General features: G+C 40.6%; 22 protein-coding genes. 15 read left to right on the top strand and 7 right to left on the bottom strand.

Annotation, left to right across the window (positions count from 1 at the left end; all coding sequences use genetic code 11):
* Nucleotides 1–125 precede the first annotated feature (125 nt).
* The 7 genes from EXE29_RS10300 to EXE29_RS10270 all read right to left on the bottom strand — a co-directional run bounded on the left by EXE29_RS10300 (nt 126) and on the right by EXE29_RS10270 (nt 6,909).
* Nucleotides 126–488 carry an HIT family protein gene (locus EXE29_RS10300; protein ID WP_120364599.1) on the bottom strand — a complete coding sequence of 121 codons (363 nt, stop codon included), beginning with the start codon at nt 486–488 and terminating at the stop codon, nt 126–128.
* 43 nt (nt 489–531) lie between these two features.
* Complete coding sequence (locus EXE29_RS10295) at nt 532–1,284, bottom strand: dienelactone hydrolase family protein (RefSeq protein WP_120364598.1); 753 nt, start codon at nt 1,282–1,284, stop codon at nt 532–534.
* A 191-nt stretch (nt 1,285–1,475) separates the two neighbouring features.
* Nucleotides 1,476–2,168, bottom strand: a complete 693-nt coding sequence (gene bamJ, locus EXE29_RS10290) for a BamJ family beta-barrel-assembly machinery protein (protein ID WP_106985617.1) — start codon at nt 2,166–2,168, stop codon at nt 1,476–1,478.
* A gap of 58 nt (nt 2,169–2,226) precedes the next feature.
* Entirely contained in the window at nt 2,227–2,940 is a 714-nt protein-coding gene (gene bamJ, locus EXE29_RS10285) for a BamJ family beta-barrel-assembly machinery protein (protein WP_120364597.1), read from the bottom strand.
* A gap of 270 nt (nt 2,941–3,210) precedes the next feature.
* Nucleotides 3,211–5,406: a polysaccharide biosynthesis tyrosine autokinase gene (locus EXE29_RS10280; protein ID WP_120364612.1), complete on the bottom strand. Its 2,196-nt coding sequence runs from the start codon at nt 5,404–5,406 to the stop codon at nt 3,211–3,213.
* 19 nt (nt 5,407–5,425) lie between these two features.
* Nucleotides 5,426–5,854 (bottom strand): low molecular weight protein-tyrosine-phosphatase, encoded by a 429-nt coding sequence (locus EXE29_RS10275; RefSeq protein ID WP_106985615.1) that lies wholly within the window; start codon nt 5,852–5,854, stop codon nt 5,426–5,428.
* The gene (locus tag EXE29_RS10270; RefSeq protein WP_120364611.1) at nt 5,854–6,909 is read right to left on the bottom strand and encodes a polysaccharide biosynthesis/export family protein; all 1,056 of its coding nucleotides are present in this window, start codon (nt 6,907–6,909) and stop codon (nt 5,854–5,856) included. The genes EXE29_RS10275 and EXE29_RS10270 overlap by 1 nt, the downstream gene beginning before the upstream one ends.
* Nucleotides 6,910–7,354: 445 nt before the next feature.
* Between EXE29_RS10270 and tviB the strand changes: the two genes are divergently transcribed.
* The 15 genes from tviB (at nt 7,355) to fcl (ending at nt 23,399) form a co-directional block, all read left to right on the top strand.
* Nucleotides 7,355–8,632, top strand: a complete 1,278-nt coding sequence (tviB, locus tag EXE29_RS10265; RefSeq protein WP_120364596.1) for a Vi polysaccharide biosynthesis UDP-N-acetylglucosamine C-6 dehydrogenase TviB — start codon at nt 7,355–7,357, stop codon at nt 8,630–8,632.
* A 13-nt stretch (nt 8,633–8,645) separates the two neighbouring features.
* Entirely contained in the window at nt 8,646–9,668 is a 1,023-nt protein-coding gene (locus EXE29_RS10260; RefSeq protein WP_120364595.1) for an NAD-dependent epimerase/dehydratase family protein, read from the top strand.
* A gap of 10 nt (nt 9,669–9,678) precedes the next feature.
* Entirely contained in the window at nt 9,679–10,851 is a 1,173-nt protein-coding gene (locus tag EXE29_RS10255) for a lipopolysaccharide biosynthesis protein (protein WP_120364594.1), read from the top strand.
* The gene (locus tag EXE29_RS10250; RefSeq protein ID WP_120364593.1) at nt 10,851–11,444 is read left to right on the top strand and encodes an acyltransferase; all 594 of its coding nucleotides are present in this window, start codon (nt 10,851–10,853) and stop codon (nt 11,442–11,444) included. Before EXE29_RS10255 ends, EXE29_RS10250 begins: the two co-directional genes overlap by 1 nt.
* A gap of 120 nt (nt 11,445–11,564) precedes the next feature.
* Nucleotides 11,565–12,113, top strand: coding sequence for an acyltransferase (locus EXE29_RS10245; RefSeq protein WP_120364592.1), 549 nt, complete (start codon nt 11,565–11,567; stop codon nt 12,111–12,113).
* 31 nt (nt 12,114–12,144) lie between these two features.
* A complete protein-coding gene (locus EXE29_RS10240) occupies nt 12,145–13,263 on the top strand; it encodes a glycosyltransferase (RefSeq protein WP_120364591.1) in 1,119 nt (372 codons plus the stop codon).
* Nucleotides 13,260–14,354: a glycosyltransferase gene (locus EXE29_RS10235; RefSeq protein ID WP_120364590.1), complete on the top strand. Its 1,095-nt coding sequence runs from the start codon at nt 13,260–13,262 to the stop codon at nt 14,352–14,354. Before EXE29_RS10240 ends, EXE29_RS10235 begins: the two co-directional genes overlap by 4 nt.
* Nucleotides 14,351–15,493: a glycosyltransferase family 4 protein gene (locus EXE29_RS10230; RefSeq protein ID WP_120364589.1), complete on the top strand. Its 1,143-nt coding sequence runs from the start codon at nt 14,351–14,353 to the stop codon at nt 15,491–15,493. The genes EXE29_RS10235 and EXE29_RS10230 overlap by 4 nt, the downstream gene beginning before the upstream one ends.
* Complete coding sequence (locus tag EXE29_RS10225) at nt 15,490–16,092, top strand: sugar transferase (RefSeq protein WP_120364588.1); 603 nt, start codon at nt 15,490–15,492, stop codon at nt 16,090–16,092. The genes EXE29_RS10230 and EXE29_RS10225 overlap by 4 nt, the downstream gene beginning before the upstream one ends.
* Nucleotides 16,092–16,748: a NeuD/PglB/VioB family sugar acetyltransferase gene (locus EXE29_RS10220; RefSeq protein WP_120364587.1), complete on the top strand. Its 657-nt coding sequence runs from the start codon at nt 16,092–16,094 to the stop codon at nt 16,746–16,748. The genes EXE29_RS10225 and EXE29_RS10220 overlap by 1 nt, the downstream gene beginning before the upstream one ends.
* A 35-nt stretch (nt 16,749–16,783) precedes the next feature.
* Nucleotides 16,784–17,953, top strand: coding sequence for a DegT/DnrJ/EryC1/StrS family aminotransferase (locus EXE29_RS10215; RefSeq protein ID WP_120364586.1), 1,170 nt, complete (start codon nt 16,784–16,786; stop codon nt 17,951–17,953).
* A gap of 60 nt (nt 17,954–18,013) precedes the next feature.
* Nucleotides 18,014–19,858, top strand: coding sequence for a polysaccharide biosynthesis protein (locus EXE29_RS10210; RefSeq protein ID WP_120364585.1), 1,845 nt, complete (start codon nt 18,014–18,016; stop codon nt 19,856–19,858).
* 237 nt (nt 19,859–20,095) lie between these two features.
* A complete protein-coding gene (locus tag EXE29_RS10205; protein ID WP_120364584.1) occupies nt 20,096–21,265 on the top strand; it encodes a nucleotide sugar dehydrogenase in 1,170 nt (389 codons plus the stop codon).
* A gap of 37 nt (nt 21,266–21,302) precedes the next feature.
* On the top strand, nt 21,303–22,421 hold the full coding sequence (gmd, locus tag EXE29_RS10200; protein WP_120364583.1) for a GDP-mannose 4,6-dehydratase: 1,119 nt from the start codon (nt 21,303–21,305) through the stop codon (nt 22,419–22,421).
* A 3-nt stretch (nt 22,422–22,424) separates the two neighbouring features.
* On the top strand, nt 22,425–23,399 hold the full coding sequence (fcl, locus tag EXE29_RS10195; protein ID WP_120364582.1) for a GDP-L-fucose synthase: 975 nt from the start codon (nt 22,425–22,427) through the stop codon (nt 23,397–23,399).

Genomic DNA, 23,399 nt, shown 5'->3' with positions numbered 1-23,399 from the left:
CGTTGTTCACGATTTAGTTAGATTAAGTGCCCATGAATATAAGCATAAATATCAACATTCTAAAAGCGTAGAAAAAAAGATACAGGCCCCAATAGGACCTGTATCTAAACATCGTTACTCAAAAATTAAGGCTGTGCTATGTTGCCCCAGCGCTGATCAAGGACTAAGTCTTGGTTGTCATAATAGGGGATAATGTGAATATGCAAATGCTCAGCTTCTGTGCCAAATGCATGGCCGTCATTAAAGCCAATATGAAAACCCGCTGGCTGATGAATTAAATTTAATTCATTGCGCGCTTGTTCCAATAAAGACATTAAGCTTTTACGTTCTTTGTCAGTGATTTCAAAAAATGAACTGACATGACGTATTGGAATAATGACACAATGTCCTTTAGATAGGCTTTGGGGTTCTGGGAGAATCGATCCAAATTCATTTTGTGCCAGTACTGCATAATCATTGTAGTCACAATAAGGGCAGTGCGTATTCATTGTTCTATCCTCCTTCGAATCAGTGGATATTCAAATTATAAACTTAAATTTGCTCAGCAGTTTTAAGATTGCGGTCGAGTAAATCGTACATGGCAGCCAGACTCTTTTTTTCTGCTTCGGCGTTATAGCCTAAGTCAACGCCATTGGCTTGAGCACGTTCATCTGCTAATGGATTTGAGAATCCATGTTTAGCATCTTCATATACAATGATGTCATGCTCAACCTGAGCGCTAAACATTTCTTCTTTAAATTTTGCGACATCATCTAGACTAACCATGCTGTCCTCTGCACCATGGAGGACCAAAATTTCTGCCTGAACTTGACCTGCTTGTGCAGGCGTTTGTGCAGATAAATTGGCATGGAATGTTGCAACAGCTTTGAGCTGTGCACCAGAGCGCGCCAAATCCAATACAACTTTGCCTCCATAGCAAAAACCAATCGCACCCAGTTGGGAAGCATCCACTTCTGCTTGAGATGCAAGACAGTTCAGTGCTGCTGTAGCACGATCTACAATGGTATTGCTTTGCTCGAAAGTTTGCATCATCCAAGCATAGGCTTGTTTTGCATCTGTGGTGACGTTTTTATTGCCGTACATGTCGAGGGCCAAAGCGGCATAGCCATGTTCTGCTAATTCTCGTGCGCGCTGCTCTGTATAGTCATTTCGTCCCCACCATTCAGGTGAAACCAGTACGCCAGGTACGACTTGATCTGTTTCAGGTGTGGCAAAATATCCAATTAAAGTTGTTCCATCTACCGCCTTATATTGAATTTCACGTGTTTTTATTTTCAGAGCCATGAAGCCAAATCCTTGTTCCAATACGAATGCAAAGATTAAAGCATAAAAATATGATTTATTTATGATAAATGCGTAAATTACAGGCTAATAAATTAGGGTAAAAGTACACTATCCTGCACGGAATATAGAGCTGACTTAGGGCTGAGGCAGGCTTATCATCCCGTAGGGCAATAAGCCAAAATTGTAATGAATTATTTAGAATTCACGTTGAGTAACTCAACATCAAAAATTAAGGTGCTATTGGGTTCAATGACATCACCTGAACCAATTTGACCATAGGCCAAATTTGCAGGAATAAAGAAGCGATATTTCGCGCCTTCTTTCATCAGTTGTAAGCCTTCCGTCCAGCCTTGAATCACTTGGCTGACTTGAAAGTTAGCGGGGTGGTTACGTGCAATTGAACTGTCAAAAACAGTATCATCAATTAAGCGACCTTCATAATTGACGGTCACATTTGAATTGGCCTTAGGCGATTTGCCGGTTCCCTCTTTGATGACAATATATTGCAAACCAGACTTGGTGGTTTTAACCCCTTCTTTTTTGGCATTTTCAGCTAAAAATGCAGTACCAATTTTTGCATTTTCGTCGGCTTTTTGTTTTAGCTCGATCAATTGTTTCGCTTCTGCTCGACGCTTAAATTGGGTCAATACACGCGTCATTTCTTCGTCAGTTAAGGTTGCAGTTTGCCCTTGAGATGATGCTTTTAAGCCCTGTACAAAGGCATCAAGATCCATATCTTTCATGGCATCGGCATTACTACGACCCATTAAGTAACCAAAGCTATAGCCCACTTGTTCGGCAGTGCTACTTTGCGTATTAATGTCTTTTGCGAAGGTCGTGCCACTCAAAAGTGCACAGCATAGCAGGCTTATTTTAATTTTCATGTTGTTTATTTCCAGAAGAAATGAAGGAGAGCAAATGCTCTCCTTGGAATCATTTTTGTTATTTCACTTTAATCAATTCAACATCAAAAATAAGCGTGCTATTTGGTGGAATTGTGCCAGGAACGCCGTTTTCACCATAACCTAATTTTGCTGGAATATAGAGCGTTGCTTTACCGCCTTCTTTCATCAATTGTAAGCCTTCAGTCCAACCAGGAATCACTTGATTCAGTGGGAACTCAATTGGCTCACCGCGTTCAATTGAACTATCAAAGACTTTACCATCTACCAATTGGCCTTTGTAGTGGACTGTCACGATCGAATTGGCTTGAGGTTGTTTCCCTGTACCTTCTTTCGTAATTTTATACTGTAAGCCAGATGCGGTTGTTACAACACCTGGTTTCTTAGCATTTTCAGCAAGGAAGGTGTCGCTAGCAACTTGTACTTGTTGCACTTGATCATGCTGTTTTTGTTGCATGTCTTTTTGGAACTGTACATAGGCTTGTTGTAATTCTTCTTCTGTATAAGCCGGTTGGGTGCGGGCATGACCTGCACGAACACCGGTCACAAAGCTATCAATATCAAGCTCTGGAGGCGTTTGGTGAGCAACTTCATAGCCCAATGCATAGCTGATTTTTGCGACAGCAGAGGCATTGGCTGCAGGTTGAGTTGAAGTCGCAGCCTGTACAGCTGGTTTTTGTGACGCAAAATACACTGGAACAAGTGCAGCACCGCCTAGTACAACAGCGACAGCAATGGGTAGGGCCTTACTCATAAAATTTCCCAAATTATTCTAAATCTATAAAGTTGCTGAAAGATTAGCAGACTTTTCCAGCTGTGGTGCAATTGCTTGTGTGAATTACACCTGACTTGAGCTGGAAAACTCATCATAGTCATGTCATATAAAATATTCTATAACAGACTGAATGTATAAAACATTTATCATACAAATAAAATGGATTTAATCGCCTATTTTACTGTGCTTTAAAGTCTTTGCTGGCATAAAAAAACCAATGCAGTGCATTGGTTTTTAAACAATCAAGATTTAGTCCTGATCTTTATTGGCTTTATAACCATAAGAGTAATTATAGCCATAACCGTAGCCATAACCACCTGTGCCACGCTGAATATCATTCAGAATCACACCATTAATTTTGACACCCACTTGTTCAAAGCGGTTCATGGTCAATTCAAGCTCTTTCATTTGCGTTTTAGCAAAGCGTACAATCACCAGATTTACACCAGTATATTGTGAAATGATAATACCATCGGTCACAGCCAACACAGGCGGTGTATCAATAATGATATGGTCATAGAGTGGTGAAAGTTGCTCTAAAAGTGCTGCGAATTTTGCAGAGCTGAGAAGTTCTGATGGATTCGTTGGGCTCTTGCCACGAGTAATTACACTTAAGCCAGAAATTTCAGATGGTTTGATAATCGCATCTAGATTCTGTTGGTTATTTAAGTAATCAGCAAGACCAGGGGTATTTTCAGTGTTGAAATATTTATGCAAATAACCGCGACGCATATCTGCATCAATAATCAATACGCGCTTATTACTTTGCGCCAAAATTGCGGCCAAATTGGTCGAGATAAATGATTTACCCACTTCAGGTGCTGGGCCTGAAATCATGATTAAATTATTTTTGGCACTACTCATTGCAAAATGAATCGCGGTACGCATGCTACGTAGGCTTTCAATAGCAATGTCATCGTTATTTTTAACTGCAAGAACAGGGATCGTTTTCTTTTTCTTTAACAGTTTAATACGACTTTCTTGTACTGGTGAACGCGGTACAGTGGCATAAACAGGTAAATCAAGTTCATTTTCAATTTGTGATGAGTCTTTAATACCTGTGCGCATCATATTACGCAGTAATGCAAGGAGTGTACCTAAGAAGCCACCTAGGAAAATAGACAAAATTAAGATTTGTAACTTTTTAGGGGCGATTGGTGCAATGGGTTCTACAGCAGTATCTACAATGCGAACATTGCCAATTTCACCCGCTTTGGCAATACGTAGTTGTTGGTAAGAGTTTAACAAAGACGTATATAGCTGTGTTTTGACTTCAACTTCACGATATAACTGTAAGTAACGACGTTGTAGGTCAGGCAGTTGCTTGAGTGTGCTTTCTAATTCACCAATTTTTTTATTCAGCGCACTCAGCTGGGCTGTCATCTGCTGCATCACAGGATGTTCGTTGGTGTACTTCGCGCCAGCTTCGGCAACTTTTTGCTCTAACTCTGCTTTTTGTGTTTCTAGGGTTACACTTTGTGTTAAGTACAGTTCAGATTCTTTGGTGACATCTACCGTATTATATTGTTGACGGAATTTGTTAAATTCACGTTCAGCTGTATCCAGTTGTTTTTTTAATTCTGGTAATTGTTCATCCAAGAATTTTAAAGTTTGTGCACTTTCTGCTGAACGGCGTTCAATATTCTGATGACTATATGCCAATAAAATGGCATTGAGCACTTTAGTGATATGAGTTTTGTCTTGGCCTTGGTAATTTAAACCGAGTACCCCTGTCATTTTACCTTTTTCAGCCACTGAGTAGTTAGTTAAGATATTACTAACAGCTACAGGAATAGATTGCTTTTGAATAAAGAAGTGATCTTTAAAATCATCTTGACTATAAATTGCAACTTTCCAGAGGCCTTCTGAGGTAGTAAATTGATTGTTTTGATTTAAACGACCTGTATAAATTAATTGTTCGGTCTTTTGGTCTGTTAAGGTAAATTGACCAGCTTTAATTCCTAAGATAAGGGTTTTGTCTAAATAGCCTGCTGGGACACTAAATTGACGAACATCAAAGGCTTGATCATCATCTTGGAAAATGACAGATTTATTCAGATATTGCGTTTGATAAGCATGTGGACTAAATAAGCGATCTGTAAATGAGTCTTGTGAGCCCGAAATTTGTATATCTAAATTGAGATTTTGAATAACTGAACCTAAAACCAAGCGTGATTTTAAGATTTCAATTTCTGCTTGAGCAGGTTGTTTTTGATCAATCATACTTGATAGATCGCCAAGCAATGCTGCTGATGCGCCTTTATTTTCCTCTACTTGTACTAAAGCATCGACAGAATATGTATCTGGCGTGGCACGTAAATAGAGTAGGGCACAGACCAAACTTAAAATAACGCAGAGCGCAATCAGTTTCCACTGAGCAATTAATGAGAAAAATAATTCTTTTAAGTCAATGGTATCTTCAGTATTGGTGTTTTGTTGGCTCATAATCGTCATTCAAAAATAATTAAATATGGTTTTTCCAGTCAGTGACACATTGCTGAATGAGTGCACAGGCTTCATTAAATGTTTCTTGATCCTTTTGATAAGGATCGGCAACGTTGCGTCCTTGCCAATGACCTAAGCGAAAGGTTTTTCCCTTGGCAAAAGGCCAAGTCTGCTCGACATGTTTTTGCTGATTTTGACTCATCACCAGAATCAGATCTGCTTGTTTGATGAGTTCAGCATTCAATTTACGCGCCACATGTGCCTGCATTTGAATCCCCAATTCCGCCATGCAATGTTGCGCTTTTTCATCTGCAGGATGTCCGACCAGACCTGAAATACCTGCGGAATGGATTTTTAAATGAGGAAGTTCCTGTTTAAAAAAATATTCTGCCATAGGACTACGACAAATATTACCAATGCAGACCACTAAGATATTTTGAATCTGCATTACTGACCTAACCGATCTAAGTTGGAAATTGCGCTAGAGAAGGGTAGGACTTGATTGACGACACGTTGCCAGCGCGCAAGCCCAGATGCATCCACATACACGATATCATTACTACGCATCTTGAACTGATTGGCCAAGCCAAAGTCACCAATGCTGGCTAAATTTAAATGATAAATTTCAGTCACTGGATGATCGGCACCACTACGTACGACGTAAATTTTGCCACGACTTGCAGAAAGTGGATTTAAACCTAAGCTTTCACCCAACACATCGCTGAGCGTCATCCCTTGATCACGCATTGGTAGGGATTGATTTTTTCCAGATTCACCCATCACGTAAATCTTTTGGTTTTCACGTGAGTTGACGTAGAGCGTATCATTGGCTTGAATGAGCAGGTTATGCAGAGAATAGCCTGCTTTTTCTAATTCAATACTATTGAGCGTATAGGTTTGTCCTTGGCGCACTAAGGTAATCGAAGTATTGTCACCAAATTGTGTATTTACCCCACCAGCAAGACCTAAGGCAGTATATACACTAACAGGTTGATCACTGAGGAAGAACTGTCCACCTTTCATGACATTACCCTGAACTGAGTAACGCTGGCCTTGATAGGATAAAACACGTGCGACTACATCAGGTGTTTTAAGATAACGTGACAATTGACTACGAAGTTCTTGGTTGACTTGGGCCAACGATTTACCTGAGGCTTTATAACGACCAATGACAGGGAATTGAATATAACCTTGCTGGTCAATTTGATAACCATTAGCTTGAGCATTTAATTCATTTGAAACATTATTTGTGGGTGGTGTAATTTCTGGATAAGCCCATAAATATATAGACAGAATATCGCCAGCACTGAGTTTATAATTGTTATGTGTGCGATTAAATAAATGCGCAAAACTTTGTTGATTAAATTGAGCAGGCTGGAAAGCAGGAAGAGATTCTTGTGTGATTTTTACCACATTAACCTGTGTGCCAAGTTCAGTTTGGTATAAACCTTCGCTTGGTAAATCATAGGTTTGTAAGCCTGAAGTAATTGCGCAGCCAGTCATTCCCAAGCTGAGAGCTGCGATTAAACTGTAACGGTATAAGTCCACTCTAAATCAAATCCTATTTATAAAAATAATTGGGTCACACACATACGGGTTAACAAAACCCAAAATATAGATTAAAACACGGTATGAATTTATACCATTATTGTGCGCTAATATAACACAAGAAAACTTTGCGTCGTAAGCTTTTCAAAAATATCTGATGTAAGCCAGTTCATCTGTTTTTAGGTGCTGCTTAATATGTATTTGAATATTGAACTGATTTATTAAAATAAGCATTTATAAATATTGTTAAGACTATTTCTATAATGTATCTCGGGTTGTATTCCAGTTGATTTATGTGGTGATCGCTTATTCTAGCGCATCATTTAGTAGCAAATTCTGCTATATTAGCAAGCTCATTATCATGTCATGATGATTCATCATCGATCGCATAGGCTTCTGTATGTTACAGCTTTCTGAACTAAAAATAGCAATTATTGGTCTAGGTTATGTGGGACTTCCTCTTGCAGTAGAATTTGGAAAAAAAGTACCCGTGGTGGGTTTTGATATCCATCAAAAGCGTATTGATGAGCTACAAAGCGGGCAGGATCATACTTTAGAAGTTTCACCTGAAGAATTACAACAAGCAGCACATTTAAGCTACACCACGAATTTACAGCAACTCGAAGACTGTAATTTCTTTATTGTTACTGTACCTACCCCAATTGACGAATATAAACAACCAGATTTAACCCCATTGGTTAAAGCTTCAGAAAGCATTGCAAAAGTGTTGAAAAAAGGTGATGTGGTTGTCTATGAATCAACGGTTTATCCGGGTGCAACGGAAGAAGTTTGTATTCCTGTTTTAGAGAAAAACTCAGGTTTAACATTTAATCAAGATTTTTATGCAGGTTATAGCCCTGAGCGTATTAACCCAGGCGATAAACTGCACCGTGTGACGAATATTTTAAAAATCACCTCGGGTTCTACACCTGAAGTCGCTGATTATGTTGATGCAGTTTATAACCTGATTATTGAAGCAGGCACACACAAAGCAGCCAGCATTAAAGTGGCAGAAGCAGCCAAGGTAATTGAAAACACCCAGCGTGATGTGAATATTGCCTTAATTAATGAATTGGCATTGATTTTCAATAAAATGGGTATTGATACCGAAGCGGTATTACAAGCAGCAGGTACCAAATGGAACTTTCTTCCATTCCGTCCGGGTTTGGTTGGCGGTCACTGTATTGGCGTTGACCCGTACTATTTAACCCATAAAGCACAAGCGATTGGTTATAACCCAGAAATTATTTTAGCGGGTCGCCGTTTAAATGATGGTATGGGTGCTTATGTAGTAACGCAGTTGGTGAAAGCCATGCTGAAAAAACGCATTCAAGTAGAAGATGCCAAAGTCTTAATTTTAGGCTTAAGCTTTAAAGAAAACTGCCCGGATATTCGTAATACCCGCATCATTGATATTGTGAAAGAATTGCAAGAATATCATGTCAATGTTGATGTATATGATCCATGGGTGGATGCTGCTGAAGCTGTGCATGAATATGGGATTCAGCCTGTACAAGCGCCTGCACAAGGTGAATATGATGCTGTGATTTTGGCAGTCGCGCATGAGCAATTTAAAGACATGGGCGTAGATGCCATTCGTGCTTTGGGTAAGGCTGATCATGTACTCTATGATTTGAAATACGTGTTATCTCAAGCTGAATCTGATCTTCGTTTGTAAGAGGCATACCAAAATGAATCAATATCAACAGGTATGTGAAAACCTTAAAACAGCGCCTAAAACATGGTTAGTCACAGGTGTTGCGGGCTTTATTGGCTCGAATCTTCTCGAAACATTGCTTAAGCTCAACCAAACCGTAGTGGGTTTAGATAACTTTGCTACAGGTCACCAGCATAATTTGGATGAAGTACAAAGTTTAGTCACTGCTGAGCAATGGGCAAAATTCAGTTTTATTGAAGGTGATATTCGCCAATTTGCCGACTGCCAAAAAGCCTGTGCAGGTGTGGATTATGTCTTGCATGAAGCTGCTTTAGGTTCTGTACCGCGTTCGATTGCCGATCCGATTACCACTAATGACACCAATATCAGCGGTTTCTTAAATATGCTGACTGCTGCGCGTGATGCAGGGGTTGCCAGCTTCACATACGCAGCCAGCAGTTCGACTTATGGTGATCATCCTGCATTGCCAAAAGTTGAAGAAAACATTGGTAATCCGCTTTCACCGTATGCAGTGACCAAGTACGTGAATGAGCTATATGCCGATGTCTTTGCACGCAGCTACGGTTTTAAAGCGATTGGCCTGCGTTACTTTAACGTGTTTGGTCAGCGCCAAGATCCAAACGGTGCTTATGCCGCAGTCATTCCAAAATGGACAGCATCGATGATCGCTGGTGAAGATGTCTTCATCAATGGTGATGGTGAAACCAGCCGTGATTTCTGTTTCATCGATAACACGGTTCAAGCCAATATTTTGGCGGCAACAGCATCTGATGACGCTAAAAACCAAGTGTATAACGTGGCTGTGGGTGACCGTACTACGCTGAATGAGTTATATCGCGCCATTCAAGTGGCACTTGCTGAAAATGCGGTGAACTTTGAGCGTGATCCTGTGTACCGTGAATTCCGTGCAGGAGATGTACGTCATTCACAAGCCAGCATTGCTAAAATTGAGCAAGGTTTGGGTTATGCACCGCAGTTTAAAATTGCCGAAGGCATTCAATTGGCCATGCGTTGGTACGTCAATAATTTAAAATGATCTTGAACCGATGATTGCGAAACTCTTCGCAAAATATCAGTCTATTGGACTGATTACCTTAAGTTTACTGGCAGGTGCGATAATGACATTTATCGCACTTCCTGTTTTAACACGCCTCTATTCTGTTGCTGATTTTGGCGCGTATGGCATTGCTTTGGCGATTGTCAGTGTGCTTTCAACAGTAGCCAATTTACGTTTGGATCAAGCGCTTTTGGTCGCTGAGGAACAAGATAAAAAAAGCCTGATTTTTGAGGGTGCAGTCTTTTCAACAGTAATCGCTGTGATGAGTGGCATCGTTATCAGTCTGATTTTAAATGTTGAAATGGCATGTGCTGTGGCAACTGGTGTGCTTGCCAATACCTTGCTTCAAAGCGTTTATAACTATCAATTTGCTGCGCATAAGGAATATTTTTGTGCGAGCTTAAATATTTTTAGAAGTGCGATTGTGGTTGCAGTGCAATTGAGTTTGCCACTGTTTATGCAGATCAGTTTGGTGAATAGCTACAATGTTAGCTCGATCCTGATGATTGTGGCAGTGCTGATTTATTTAATGAAGTATCAGCTCTATCAAGTCAGTTGGCGCGCGTTTAAAAATTATCAAGACTTTATCTATGCCAATACGCCTCATGCCTTGCTGAATAGTTTTTCACATAATTTGCCGTACTATGTGGTGTCGCATTTTGTCGGTGTGCAGGCGATGGGTTTTTATGCCATTGTTGAGCGGACTTTACGTGTTCCGATCAATTTGATTTCACAAACCTTACGTCAATTTTTTATCCGTAAGTTTAAAAGCACGGATTCAAATAAGAATGCCTTGAAGGCAAGTGTGCTTTTAAGTTTGGTATCACTGCCTCTTTTTGCAATTTTCTTTATCTTGCCTGAATCGCTATATCTTTGGATTTTCGGTTCTGAATGGGTTGGCATCTCGACCTATTTCCAAATTTTGGCGTTGGGCTATTGGGCGGTTTTTTGTAATCCGCCAAGTTCGGCTTATTTAATTGCCAAGCGCAATAGCCAAGTGTTATTTAAACTGCAAATGGTAGAACTCATGATTAAGTTCGCTTTATTTGCAGGTTTATATGTTTTATGTGCCGATAAAATTTATATGCTCTTGGCGGTGCCTGTGGCACTAATCATTTATAACTTTGCCATTTTATATGTAGTGTGGAGAAACAAAAGCTGATGTTTTTTAAACTGTTAAAGCTGATGAGTTGGTTCACTGCACAATGCCGTCAGCAATTTTATAATGTGGCTTTTGGCACGAAATTTCGTTATTTCGGTAAAGCCTGTACGGTCGAAATTAGTGGACAAGTGAAGATTGGTCAGAATGTTTATATTGGCGATCATGTCAGTTTAATCGTCGAGCAAGGTGCAATTTTAGAAATCGCGGATAATAGTTTCATTGGTGAAAGTTGTTACATCAAATGCTTTGGTGGCAAGGTGTCGATTGGTAAAGATGTCAGCATTAACTCTAAGTCATTTATCAATGGCTGTGGCGGTGTGAGCATTGGCGATAACACCCGTATAGGCACGCAAAGCATTATCATTGCCAGTAATCATAAATTTGGTGAACCTGATCTTTTGGTAAAAGATGCAATTACTAAACAAGGGGTCAGTTTAGGCGAAAATATTTGGCTGGGTGCGCGGGTGACGGTACTTGATGGTGTGAAAATTCCAAGTGATTCGGTGATTGGCGCGTGTAGCCTTGTGTCGAAACCTTTGGATGAATCGGGTGTCTATGTCGGCAGTCCTGCTAGAAAAATCAAATCGCTGTGATCTTATTTTTTCATCCTGCATCGTGACTGCGTTTTCCATATCGTAAAGTGGATTTTCAGCGTAAAATAGCTGACTTATTTTCCTCCTTTTAAGTCGCCTCGCCTCATTCAGGTACTGTGTATGTCATTTATGGTTTCTGCTTTTCGACAGCTGTTTGATTTGGCTTATTTTATGGCAAAAGGCAGTGTGGCTTATGCACGTAAAAAAGGTGTGAAAGTCGGTGAAAATTGCCGAATTTATATTAAAAGCTGGGGCTCAGAACCATTTTTGGTCAGCATTGGTGATCATGTGACGGTCACTTCAGGGGTGAAATTTATTACCCATGATGGCAGTACCTGTTTGGTGAAAGATGAGCAAGGTAAACGCTACCAACGCTTTGCACCAATTCAAGTCGGTTCGCATGTATTTATTGGGGTCAATAGCATTATTATGCCCGGTGTGAGCATTGGCTCTAATGTGGTGATTGGTGCAGGCTCGGTGGTGACCAAAGACATTCCAGATCATAGCGTGGCGATTGGCGTACCTGCCAAAGTGGTATCCAGTTTTGCAGACTATCAAGCCAAAATTCAAAGCACCTGTGCCAGTGATACTGACTTAGCTGGTATTACGGATTATCGTGAGCGGGTTGAGCGCGCCATGGCAATTCAAGCATCAAAAACACCGCATTAATATTCTCCCATTTTAAAATTTAGGTCTGATTATGTTGAATAAAGTCATGTTCTTTTTGCCAAGCTTGGGCGGTGGCGGTGCAGAACGTACAGTCATTCAACTGGCGAACAGCTTTGCAGAACAAGGTCTGAATATTCATTTGGGCGTGTGTGATGTCACAGGTGATAAAGCCAAACTCTTGCCTGAAGTCAGCGCGAAAATTCAATTGGTGAATTTTAATTGCGGTCGGGTGATGAATAGCATTACTCCCTTAAAAATGAAACTGAAAGCTGAGCAATATGACTGCTTGGTGGCAACGCAAACGCATACTAATATTGTGGCAGGCATTGCCAAAAAACTGGCAGGCGTTCAAACCGCTTTAATCTTTCGTGAAGTATCGACACCGTCCAAAAATTTGAAGTTGCAGGGCATTGCTAAATTTGTGCTGAAAACTTTGGTGAATTGGACCTATCCCATGGCACAGCAAGTGGTTTGTGTCTCCAAAGGTGTAGAAACGGACTTTCGTGAATATTATGGCTATAAAAATAATAATCTGAGCACCATTTATAACCCTGTGCTGGATGATGCCTATTTTGAAAAGCTTAAAGCGCCTGTCACACACCGATTTTTTGATGATCACAATAAAGTGATTTTGGCGGTAGGACGTCTGACTGAAGCAAAGAACTTTGGTTTTCTAATCCGTTCTTTTAAAGCCTTACATGATCAGCATTCTGAAACCCGTCTGATTATTTTAGGGGAAGGCGAGTTACGTACTGAATTTGAAGCTTTGGTATCGGACTTAGGTTTAAACGATGTCGTAGATTTACCGGGCTTTGATGCAAACCCGTATGCCTATTTTAAATATGCATCGCTATTTGTTTTAAGTTCAAATTGGGAGGGTCTACCGGGTGTGTTGATTCAGGCACTTGCGTCTAAAGTGAAAGTGGTGAGTACTGATTGTCCAAGTGGGCCAATGGAAATTCTAGAAAACTCCAAGTTTGGCTTATTGGTCGAATGCAATGATCAAGCAGGCTTGACGCAAGCTATGCAACAGGCAATTTTTGCCGATTATGTAGATTATTCAGAAGCTGATTTTGAAGCGCATATTCAGCAATTCCACAAAGTAACGGTATTGAGGCAGTACTTAAACATGATGGAGTCTGCAACATGAGCAAACCGTTGATGGTGCATGTGATCACCAACTTTGCAGGGGTGGGCGGTGCAGAAATGATGCTGGCGCGTCTGATTCAATATACTGAAAACCAATATCAGCACGTGATCATCAGTTTAATGAAAACATCGAGCATCTATCAAAGCACGCTCGATCGTTGTCAGTCACATTATGCTTTAGGTTGGAATGGCATCAATACCCTGAGTACCATTCAAAAATTACGTAAATTGCTAAAGCAGTTACAACCAAAAACCGTGCAATGTTGGATGTACCATGCCAATGCCTTAACCAGTTTGAGTGTCATTGGCTTAGCTAAAAAACCAAAGGTGGTATGGGGCATTCATCACTCGTTGGCTTCACCGAAAGATGAATCCATCAGCACCAAGATTGCTCTAGGTTTAAGTAAAATCTTATCAAAACAGCCAAATCACATTATTTATTGTGCGCATTCTTCATTGGAACAGCACCAAGCGTTTGGCTTTCAAAACCCAAATAGCCAAGTGATCGCCAATGGGGTATTTCTTGATAAATTTCAGCCGAACCCTGAATTGCATCAGCCAACCGTGATTGGTTTTGCAGGGCGTTACCACACGGCAAAAGGCTATCCGTATTTATTTGAAACCATGGGCTTACTGAAAGATGAGAACATCATCTTTAAAATTGCAGGGAGCGGGGCGAGTTTCGAGAATGTGGACGTCAAAGCCTTATTTGAAGAGTATCAATTAGATGTCGAAAAGGTACATCTACTGGATCAAATTTCAGATATGCCTGCGTTCTATCAATCGATTGATGCATTTCTTATGACGTCAATTACTGAAGGTTTTCCGAATGTCTTGGTAGAAGCGATGGCATCAGGGTTACCGTGTATCAGCACCGATGTTGGCGATGCTAAATACATTGTGCAGGACTTAGGCGCAATTGTACCGCCACGCAATGCACAAGCTTTGGCAGAGGCAATTTTGGTGTATGTGCAAAAAACAGAAGCAGAAAAACACGCTTTAAAACAAGCAACGCGTGAACGGGTTGAACAGAATTTCAGTATCGAAACCGTCAGCGGTCAATATATGCAGGTGTGGAGCCAACAGGCATGAAGTTTTTAATGATATGTAGTTATTTGCCCTCTGCACTGAACTTCCGTGGCAAGCTGTTAGAAGCGATTGCAAATCAAGGCTATGAGATTCACATCATGGCGCCTGAGCTGAGTACGTTCCCTGACGAGTATCATCAGTTGCAGTCGCTCGGCTACATCGTGCATGATATTCCAATGCAACGCACCGGCACTAATCCTGTTGCAGACTTAAAATTACTTAAAAACCTGTATCAGCAGATTCGTCGCATTCAGCCTGACTATGTGCTGTCTTATACCATTAAGCCAGTCATTTATGGCACGCTGGCATCATGGTTGGCAAAAGTCCCACATCGCTTTGCTTTAATTACCGGTCTAGGTTATGCCTTCCAAAATGTCGAATCGGGCAAACGTAGTCTGTTCCAAAAAATGGTGCATGGTTTATATGCACAAGCCTTGAAACATAGTGATAAAGTCTTTTTCCAAAATCCTGATGATTTGAAGTTATTCCAAGACATGCATTTGCTTGAAGCTGAAAAACCGACGGTGGTGGTGAATGGCTCAGGGGTGAATGTGCAAGACTTTGATGTATTGCCCTTACCGCAAAATGATGCGGGCGTAGTCAAAGCTTCGTTCTTACTGATTGCACGTTTGCTCGGTGATAAAGGCGTACGTGAATATGCCAAAGCCGCACGGATCATCAAAGCAAAACACCCAGCAACAGAGTTTCATTTGGTCGGTTGGATTGATGATAATCCCTCAGTCATTGCCCAAGCTGAACTTGATGAATGGATTGCCGATGGTCGTCTCAACTATTGGGGTAAACTGAGAGATGTGCGTCCTGCGATTAGCCAAAGCTCGGTCTATGTATTGCCGTCGTATCGTGAAGGTACGCCACGTACCGTGTTAGAAGCGATGGCGATGGGACGTGCGATTATTACCACTGATGCACCAGGTTGTCGTGAAACTGTTCAACATGGGCAAAATGGTTATTTGGTCGGGGTGAAATCAGTCGATGATTTGGTGCAAAGCATGCAGTACTTTATTGAAGATCCAAAATTGATTGAATATATGGGACAGCGTTCACGTGAAATCGCGCTGAATAAATACGATGTACATCAGGTTAATGCACACATGATGGCTGAAATGGGAATATTGCGATGATCAAACGTATTTTAGATATTGCGATTGCATCGACCGCTTTAATTCTGCTGTCGCCTGTGTATTTTATTGTGGCGCATAAGGTAAAAAAGAATTTAGGTTCGCCTGTTTTATTCCGTCAGGTGCGTCCGGGTCTGCATGGCAAGCCGTTTGAAATGGTGAAGTTTCGCACCATGAAAGATGCGCTCGATGCGCAGGGTAATCCTTTACCTGACAGTGAGCGTCTGACGCCATTTGGAAAAATGCTCCGTGCCACCAGTTTGGATGAAATGCCTGAACTGTGGAATGTGATTAAAGGCGATATGAGTATTGTCGGACCACGACCATTATTGATGGAGTATTTACCGCTCTATAATCATGAGCAGGCCAAGCGTCATAACGTGCGTCCGGGCATTACAGGTCATGCTCAAGTGAATGGTCGCAATGCCATTTCATGGGAAAAAAAGTTTGAACTCGATACTTGGTATGTGGAAAATCAGTCCTTATGGCTCGATTTTAAAATCATGCTAAAAACCGTGAAAAAAGTGATTGCCAAGGATGATATTAGTGCCGAAGGCGAGGCAACCATGACAAAATTTACCGGCACACCGGAACAAAAATAATGACAACACTCTATGCGATTTATGGGGCTTCAGGTTGTGGGCGTAGCCTGATGCCTGTCGCGCGTCAACAATTGGCACGTCAAGGTGATGCGTCTGAAATTATCTTTATTGATGATGCTTTGACAGAAATTGGTGAGGTAAATGGTCATCGTGCCATGAATTACCAAGCTTTTTTAAATGAAACTGTTTCTGAAAAATGTGTGCAAATCGCGATTGCCAATAGTCGTGTGCGTGAAAAAATTGCTCAGCGTTTAGAAGCGGATGGCATTCAGCTTTGGTCGATCACTGCGGATAATGTAGTTTTAATGGATCAAATTGAACTTGCTGAAGGTTCGGCTTTAAGTCCATTTGTCAGCATTGGCTCAAATGTCAAAATTGGCAAGTGTTTTCATGCCAATTTATACAGTTATGTCGAGCATGATTGTGTGATTGGGGATTTCGTTACTTTCGCGCCAGGCGTAAAATGCAACGGCAATATTCATATACACGCGCATGCCTATATTGGCGCGGGTGCGATGATTAAGCAGGGCACACCTGATCAGCCTTTAGTGATTGGTGTAGGTGCAATTGTGGGTATGGGTGCTGTCGTGACCAAAAGTGTACCCGCAGGCGTCACTGTGGTCGGTAATCCTGCCCGAATTGTGGCTTCAAAATAGATTTTTAAACTCGATTTTTAGACTGGGAAAATTCCATGTTAAACAGTGCATTTGAGCCTTGGCCAAGCTTTACCCAAGCAGAAGCCGATGCGGTGTCAAAAGTCCTATTATCCAATAAAGTGAATTATTGGACAGGTCAGGAATGCCGTGAATTCGAAAAGGAATTTGCACAGTTTGCAGGAACCAAGCATGCGGTTGCCGTTGCCAATGGTACAGTAGCACTCGATTTAGCCCTCAAAGCTTTGGGTATTGGTGCAGGCGATGATGTGATTGTCACCTCACGGACGTTCTTAGCGTCTGCAAGTTCAATTGTCACCGCAGGTGCAAACCCGATTTTTGCCGATGTTGAACTGGATTCACAAAATATCTCACGCCGTAGCATTGAAGCTGTTTTAACACCCAATACCAAAGCGATAATCTGCGTGCATTTGGCAGGGTGGATGTGTGATATGGATCCGATCATGCAATTGGCTGAGGAAAAAGGCATTTTTGTAATTGAAGACTGTGCCCAAGCACATGGCGCGATGTACAAAGGTAAATCGGCAGGTTCAATTGGTCATATTGGGGCATGGTCATTCTGCCAAGACAAGATTATGACTACAGGCGGTGAAGGCGGGATGGTCACCACCAATGATGAAGGTCTTTGGAAAACAATGTGGTCGTATAAAGATCACGGCAAAAACTTTGATAGCGTCTATAACAAACAACATCCACCGGGCTTCCGTTGGTTGCATGACTCATTTGGTACCAACTGGCGCATGATGGAAATGCAAGCCGTGATTGGTCGTCTGCAACTCAAACAAATGTCTGAATGGACGGCAAAACGTAATACCAATATGGCGCGTATCCAAGCCGTATTTGAAAGTAGCCCTTATTTTACGGTAGCGAAACCGTCAAACGATTATGTACATGCCGCTTATAAATGCTATGTGCAAGTCAATGTTGATGCTTTGCCAGAAGGCTGGTCACGTGACCGCATCATGGCGGAAATGTCATCTCAAGCTGTTCCATGCTTTAGTGGATCATGTTCAGAAGTATATTTAGAAAAAGCCTTTGATGGCACAGCATGGCGTCCAAAACAATCATTGCCACATGCAAAGCAACTCGGTGAAAGCAGTTTGATGTTCTTGGTACATCCAACATTGTCGGATGCCAGCATGCAAAAAACCGTGGATGTCATTACGCAAGTCATCGCAAAAATCTAAACCTGAAAAGCGCGTATAATATTAGGCGCGAATATTCCCTTGACCTGATTCGAGCACGTTGTGAAAGACATTATCCGATCTATAGCATCACTACCGCGTCGCCAAAAGCAAATTGTTTTGGTGCTGATGGATATCTGTGTTTTACCGTTGATGATGTGGCTGGCTTATGCCATTCGTTTGGCGCGTCCGAATGTACAGGTCATGCAAGGCTTAGATGCTTGGTATATCTATGTCGGTATTTTTGGCATTGCTATTTTTGCTTTACTTGGGATTTACCGCGCAATTGTCCGTTCTTTTAATGAAGACTATTTGTTACGGATATTAATTGGGACATTTATTCAAATCGTGGCCTTGTATACGATTAAAAAACTGAATGTCGCTTTTATTCCCATGAGTATTCCACTGATGTATGGCTTTATGCTGTTTTCATACATGTGGTGGAGCCGTGCAGTCATTCGTTATGCAACATTAAAAACCTTTGCCAAAAAACAAAGCCGTAAACGTGTTGCAATTTATGGTGCAGGCTTAGCAGGTCAGCAAATTGCAGCAGCGCTAAACCGTTCAGATGACTATTTACCAGTGTGTTTTATCGATGATAAACGCTCTTTAAAAGGACAGTCATTAAGCGGTTTAAAGATTTATTCACCCAAAAAAGCACAAACTAAATTGGGTAAATTTGGTATTGAAGAAGTCTTACTTGCGATGCCTTCGGTCGGACGTGCACGAAAAAAAGAGATTATTGAATCTTTTGATTCGGCAGATGTCAAAATTATGGAGTTGCCTGGGGTAACCCAGTTGGTCGATGGGCAAGTCCAAGTCTCAGATATTCGTGAAGTGGATATTATTGATTTGCTAGGGCGTGATCCTGTACCGCCTAAAGCTGAATTGTTAGAAAAAAACATTAAAAATAAAGTGGTCATGGTGACAGGGGCAGGGGGGTCGATCGGCTCTGAACTATGCCGTCAGATCGTGAAGCATCAGCCGAAAATGCTGGTGCTGTTTGAAATGTCTGAATTTGCTTTGTATTCAATTGACCGTGAATTGCAGGCATCTGATATACAAATTATTCCAGTCTTAGGTTCTGTCACCAATCAGTCAAAACTGGAACGTATATTGCAACAATATGCGGTACAAACGGTGTATCACGCGGCGGCTTATAAGCATGTGCCGCTTGTGGAGGCAAATCCATTTGAAGGTATTTACAATACCTCAATTGGCACACAGCGCAGTGTAGATGCTGCGGTGAATCAAAATGTTGAAACTTTTGTTTTAATTTCAACGGATAAAGCGGTACGTCCAACCAATGTGATGGGTGCTTCTAAACGTATGGCAGAGCTGTATTGTCAGGGTTTAGCATCGACAAATCCAAAGACTCAAATCAGTATTGTACGTTTTGGTAATGTGCTGGGTTCATCAGGTTCTGTGGTGCCATTGTTTAAAAAGCAGATTGCAAACGGTGGACCTGTGACAGTGACGCACCCTGAAGTAACGCGTTACTTTATGACTATTCCAGAGGCTGCACAGCTGGTAATTCAAGCAGGGGCGATGGGTACTGGCGGTGATGTATTTTTATTAGATATGGGTGAGCCTGTTAAAATTGTAGACTTAGCCAAACAAATGATTCGCTTGAGTGGTTTTAAGCCTGTAGATGAAAAAGGGCTTGGGGATATTAAGATTGAATTTACTGGGCTAAGACCAGGTGAAAAATTGTATGAAGAATTATTAATTGATGCAGAAAATGTTGAAAAAACAAAGCATGAGCGGATTTTAAAATCTTTTGAGCAATTTTATAGCATTAAAGAAATGAAGGAAGTTTATGTAAATTTTGAAAAGATACATAAAGATGAAGATAGGTTGAGTTTGCATAAAATCCTTGAAAATCATGTGGATGGATTTGTTAGGTAAAAATACAATCTGATTATATTATAATGAGAGAATTATATTTAAATAAAATGAAGCGTATTTTTCGCAGATTTTGTAAAAAATATGTATAATTCCTCGCGTTAAAATTTTTTGAATGATTATTTTATAAGTTATGGCAATTATTATGCCTGCAATTTACTTTGAAACATAATGTAAATGAATGCCAATGGAATAATGGGACATGTGCATATATTTAACCAAGAAGAGCGGTGAGGACGAATGTCTAAAATAACAGTAGTTGGTACGGGTTATGTGGGGCTTTCAAATGCGATGCTTTTCGCAGAGAAACATGAAGTTACTGCATTAGATATAGATAAACATCGTGTAAATTTGTTACAACAATTAAAATCACCCATCCAAGATGAGTTAATTGAACAGTATCTCACTAAAAAAAATATTCACTTTAACGTGACGATGGATCAGCATGAAGCTTATGCTATGGCTGATTTTATTATTGTTGCAACACCAACAAACTATGATGAGAGCACAAATTATTTTGATACAAGCTCAATCGAGCAAGTATTAGCTCATTTAAGTGAAATTCAAAGTAAATCGATCATTATTATTAAATCGACAATACCAGTTGGTTTTACAGCAAAAATGCAAAATCAATATTCAGATTTGCATATTGTATTTGCCCCAGAATTTTTGCGTGAAGGCAAAGCACTCTTTGATAACTTGTACCCATCGCGGATTGTCGTTGGTGAAAAAAGTGACGTTGGTGAGACCATCGGGCTTTTATTTAAAAATTCTTGCTTAAAAGATGATGTTGATGTTTTGTTGATGGACGCAACGGAAGCAGAAGCAGTTAAATTGTTTTCAAATACTTATTTGGCAATGCGTGTAGCTTATTTTAATGAGCTAGATAGTTATTGTGCACTTCGTGGTTTAAATTCGAAAGATATTATTCAGGCTGTTGGTTTAGATCCACGCATTGGTTCGCATTATAATAATCCATCATTTGGCTATGGTGGTTATTGCTTACCTAAAGATACCAAACAGCTTTTAGCCAATTATCAAGATGTACCTCAGAGCTTAATTTCTGCCATAATTCAATCGAATACCACACGTAAAGATTTTATTGCAGAAGAAATATTGAAAAAATCACCTAAGGTTGTTGGGATTTATCGTTTGGTAATGAAAGCAGGCAGTGATAATTTTAGGCAGTCTGCAATACAAGGCATTATGAAACGCCTTAAAGCAAAAGGCATTGAGTTGGTAATTTATGAGCCAGCTTTGAATGAGGGCACATTTTATAATTCAAAAGTATTAACAGATATTCACGAGTTTAAAGCCACTGCTGATATTATTATTGCAAATAGAATAGTGGCAGATTTGGATGATGTGTTAGATAAAGTGTATACACGTGATTTATTTGGCGATAATTAATACCATTTATATTTAATAACTTGATTGGAATTTAACGATGAAAAAAGCACTGATTACGGGGATTACAGGTCAGGATGGTTCTTACCTTGCAGAATTTTTATTAGAAAAAGGTTACGAAGTACACGGTATTAAGCGTCGTTCTTCATTATTTAATACCCAACGTATTGACCATATTTATCAAGACCCACATGAGTCTCATGCTCGTTTACACTTACATTATGGTGATCTAACAGATACATCAAACTTGACGCGTATTTTGGCGGAAGTTCAACCTGATGAAGTTTATAACTTAGGTGCACAGTCACATGTGGCAGTGTCATTTGAGTCACCAGAATACACTGCAGATGTAGATGCGATTGGTACACTACGTTTATTGGAAGCAATCCGCTTTTTAGGCTTAGAAAAGAAAACTAAATTTTATCAAGCCTCTACTTCTGAATTGTATGGTTTAGTCCAAGAAATTCCACAAAAAGAAACAACGCCGTTCCATCCACGTTCACCGTATGCAGTAGCTAAAATGTATGCCTATTGGATTGCAGTGAACTACCGTGAAGCTTATGGCATGTTTGCATGTAATGGTATTTTATTTAACCATGAGTCACCACGACGTGGTGAAACCTTTGTAACACGTAAAATTACCCGTGGTTTAGCCAATATTGCTCAAGGCTTAGACCAGTGTTTATATATGGGTAATTTAGATTCACTGCGTGACTGGGGCCATGCTAAAGATTATGTGCGTATGCAATGGATGATGTTACAGCAAGATCAGCCTGAAGATTTTGTTATTGCGACAGGTGTTCAGTATAGTGTGCGTCAATTTATTGAATGGTCAGCACTTGAACTTGGCATTACTTTGGAATTCACGGGTACGGGTGTGGATGAAAAAGGTATTGTCGTTAAGGTAGAAGGTGATGATGCACCTTCAGTGAATGTTGGGGATGTATTGATTGCTGTAGATCCGCGTTATTTCCGCCCTGCTGAAGTTGAAACATTACTTGGTGACCCATCTAAAGCAAAAGAAGTCCTTGGCTGGACACCTGAAATTACAGTGCAAGAAATGTGTGCTGAAATGGTGGCTGAAGATTTGAAAGAAGCACAACGTATTGCATTATTAAAAGCCCATGGTCATAACGTATCTGTATCTTTGGAGCACTAACAAATGTCAGTTGATTTAAATCAACGCATTTTTGTGGCTGGCCATCGTGGGATGGTCGGCTCAGCAATTGTGCGCCAGCTTCAAGCCAAAGGCTACACAAATATTATAGTAGCAACACATGCCGAACTTGATTTATGTAGTCAGGTAGCAGTAAATGACTTTTTTAAAACCCATCAAATTGACCAGGTGTATTTAGCTGCAGCAAAAGTGGGTGGTATTCATGCCAATAATGAATATCCAGCGGACTTCATTTATCAAAATTTGATGATAGAGGCAAATGTAATACATGCTGCCCATGTAAATGATGTACAAAAGTTGATGTTCTTAGGGTCATCATGCATTTACCCTAAAATGGCACAGCAGCCTATGGTTGAGTCTGAGCTTTTGACGGGTGTCTTAGAAAGTACCAATGAACCTTATGCTGTAGCAAAAATTGCGGGTATTAAGCTGTGTGAAAGTTACAACCGTCAGTTTGGGCGTGATTATCGTAGCGTAATGCCAACGAATTTGTATGGTCCGCATGATAATTATCACCCTGAAAATAGCCATGTAATTCCTGCATTGCTTCGCCGTTTCCATGAAGCGGTAAAAGACAATGCTGAAGTGGTAACCATTTGGGGTAGTGGTAAGCCAATGCGTGAATTCTTGTATGTTGATGATATGGCAGCAGCCAGCATTCACGTAATGGAGTTAGATACTGAAACGTTTAAAGCCAATACGCAGCCAATGTTGAGTCATATTAACGTTGGAACAGGTATTGACTGTACCATTCGTGAACTAGCAGAAACGGTTGCTAAAGTTACTGGTTTCCAAGGTCGTCTTGAGTTTGATGCGACTAAACCTGATGGCACACCACGTAAGCTGATGGATGTAAGCCGTTTAGCTGATTTAGGTTGGAAGGCCAGTATTTCATTGGAAGATGGTTTACGTGATGCTTATCAGTGGTATTTAAACAATATTGATTCTGCGCGGTCTTAA

This window comes from Acinetobacter sp. WCHAc060006, assembly GCF_004209135.1.
GTDB lineage: Bacteria > Pseudomonadota > Gammaproteobacteria > Pseudomonadales > Moraxellaceae > Acinetobacter > Acinetobacter cumulans.
Note: the sequence above shows the minus strand (reverse complement) of the source record. Positions and strands in the feature narration are given on the sequence as shown.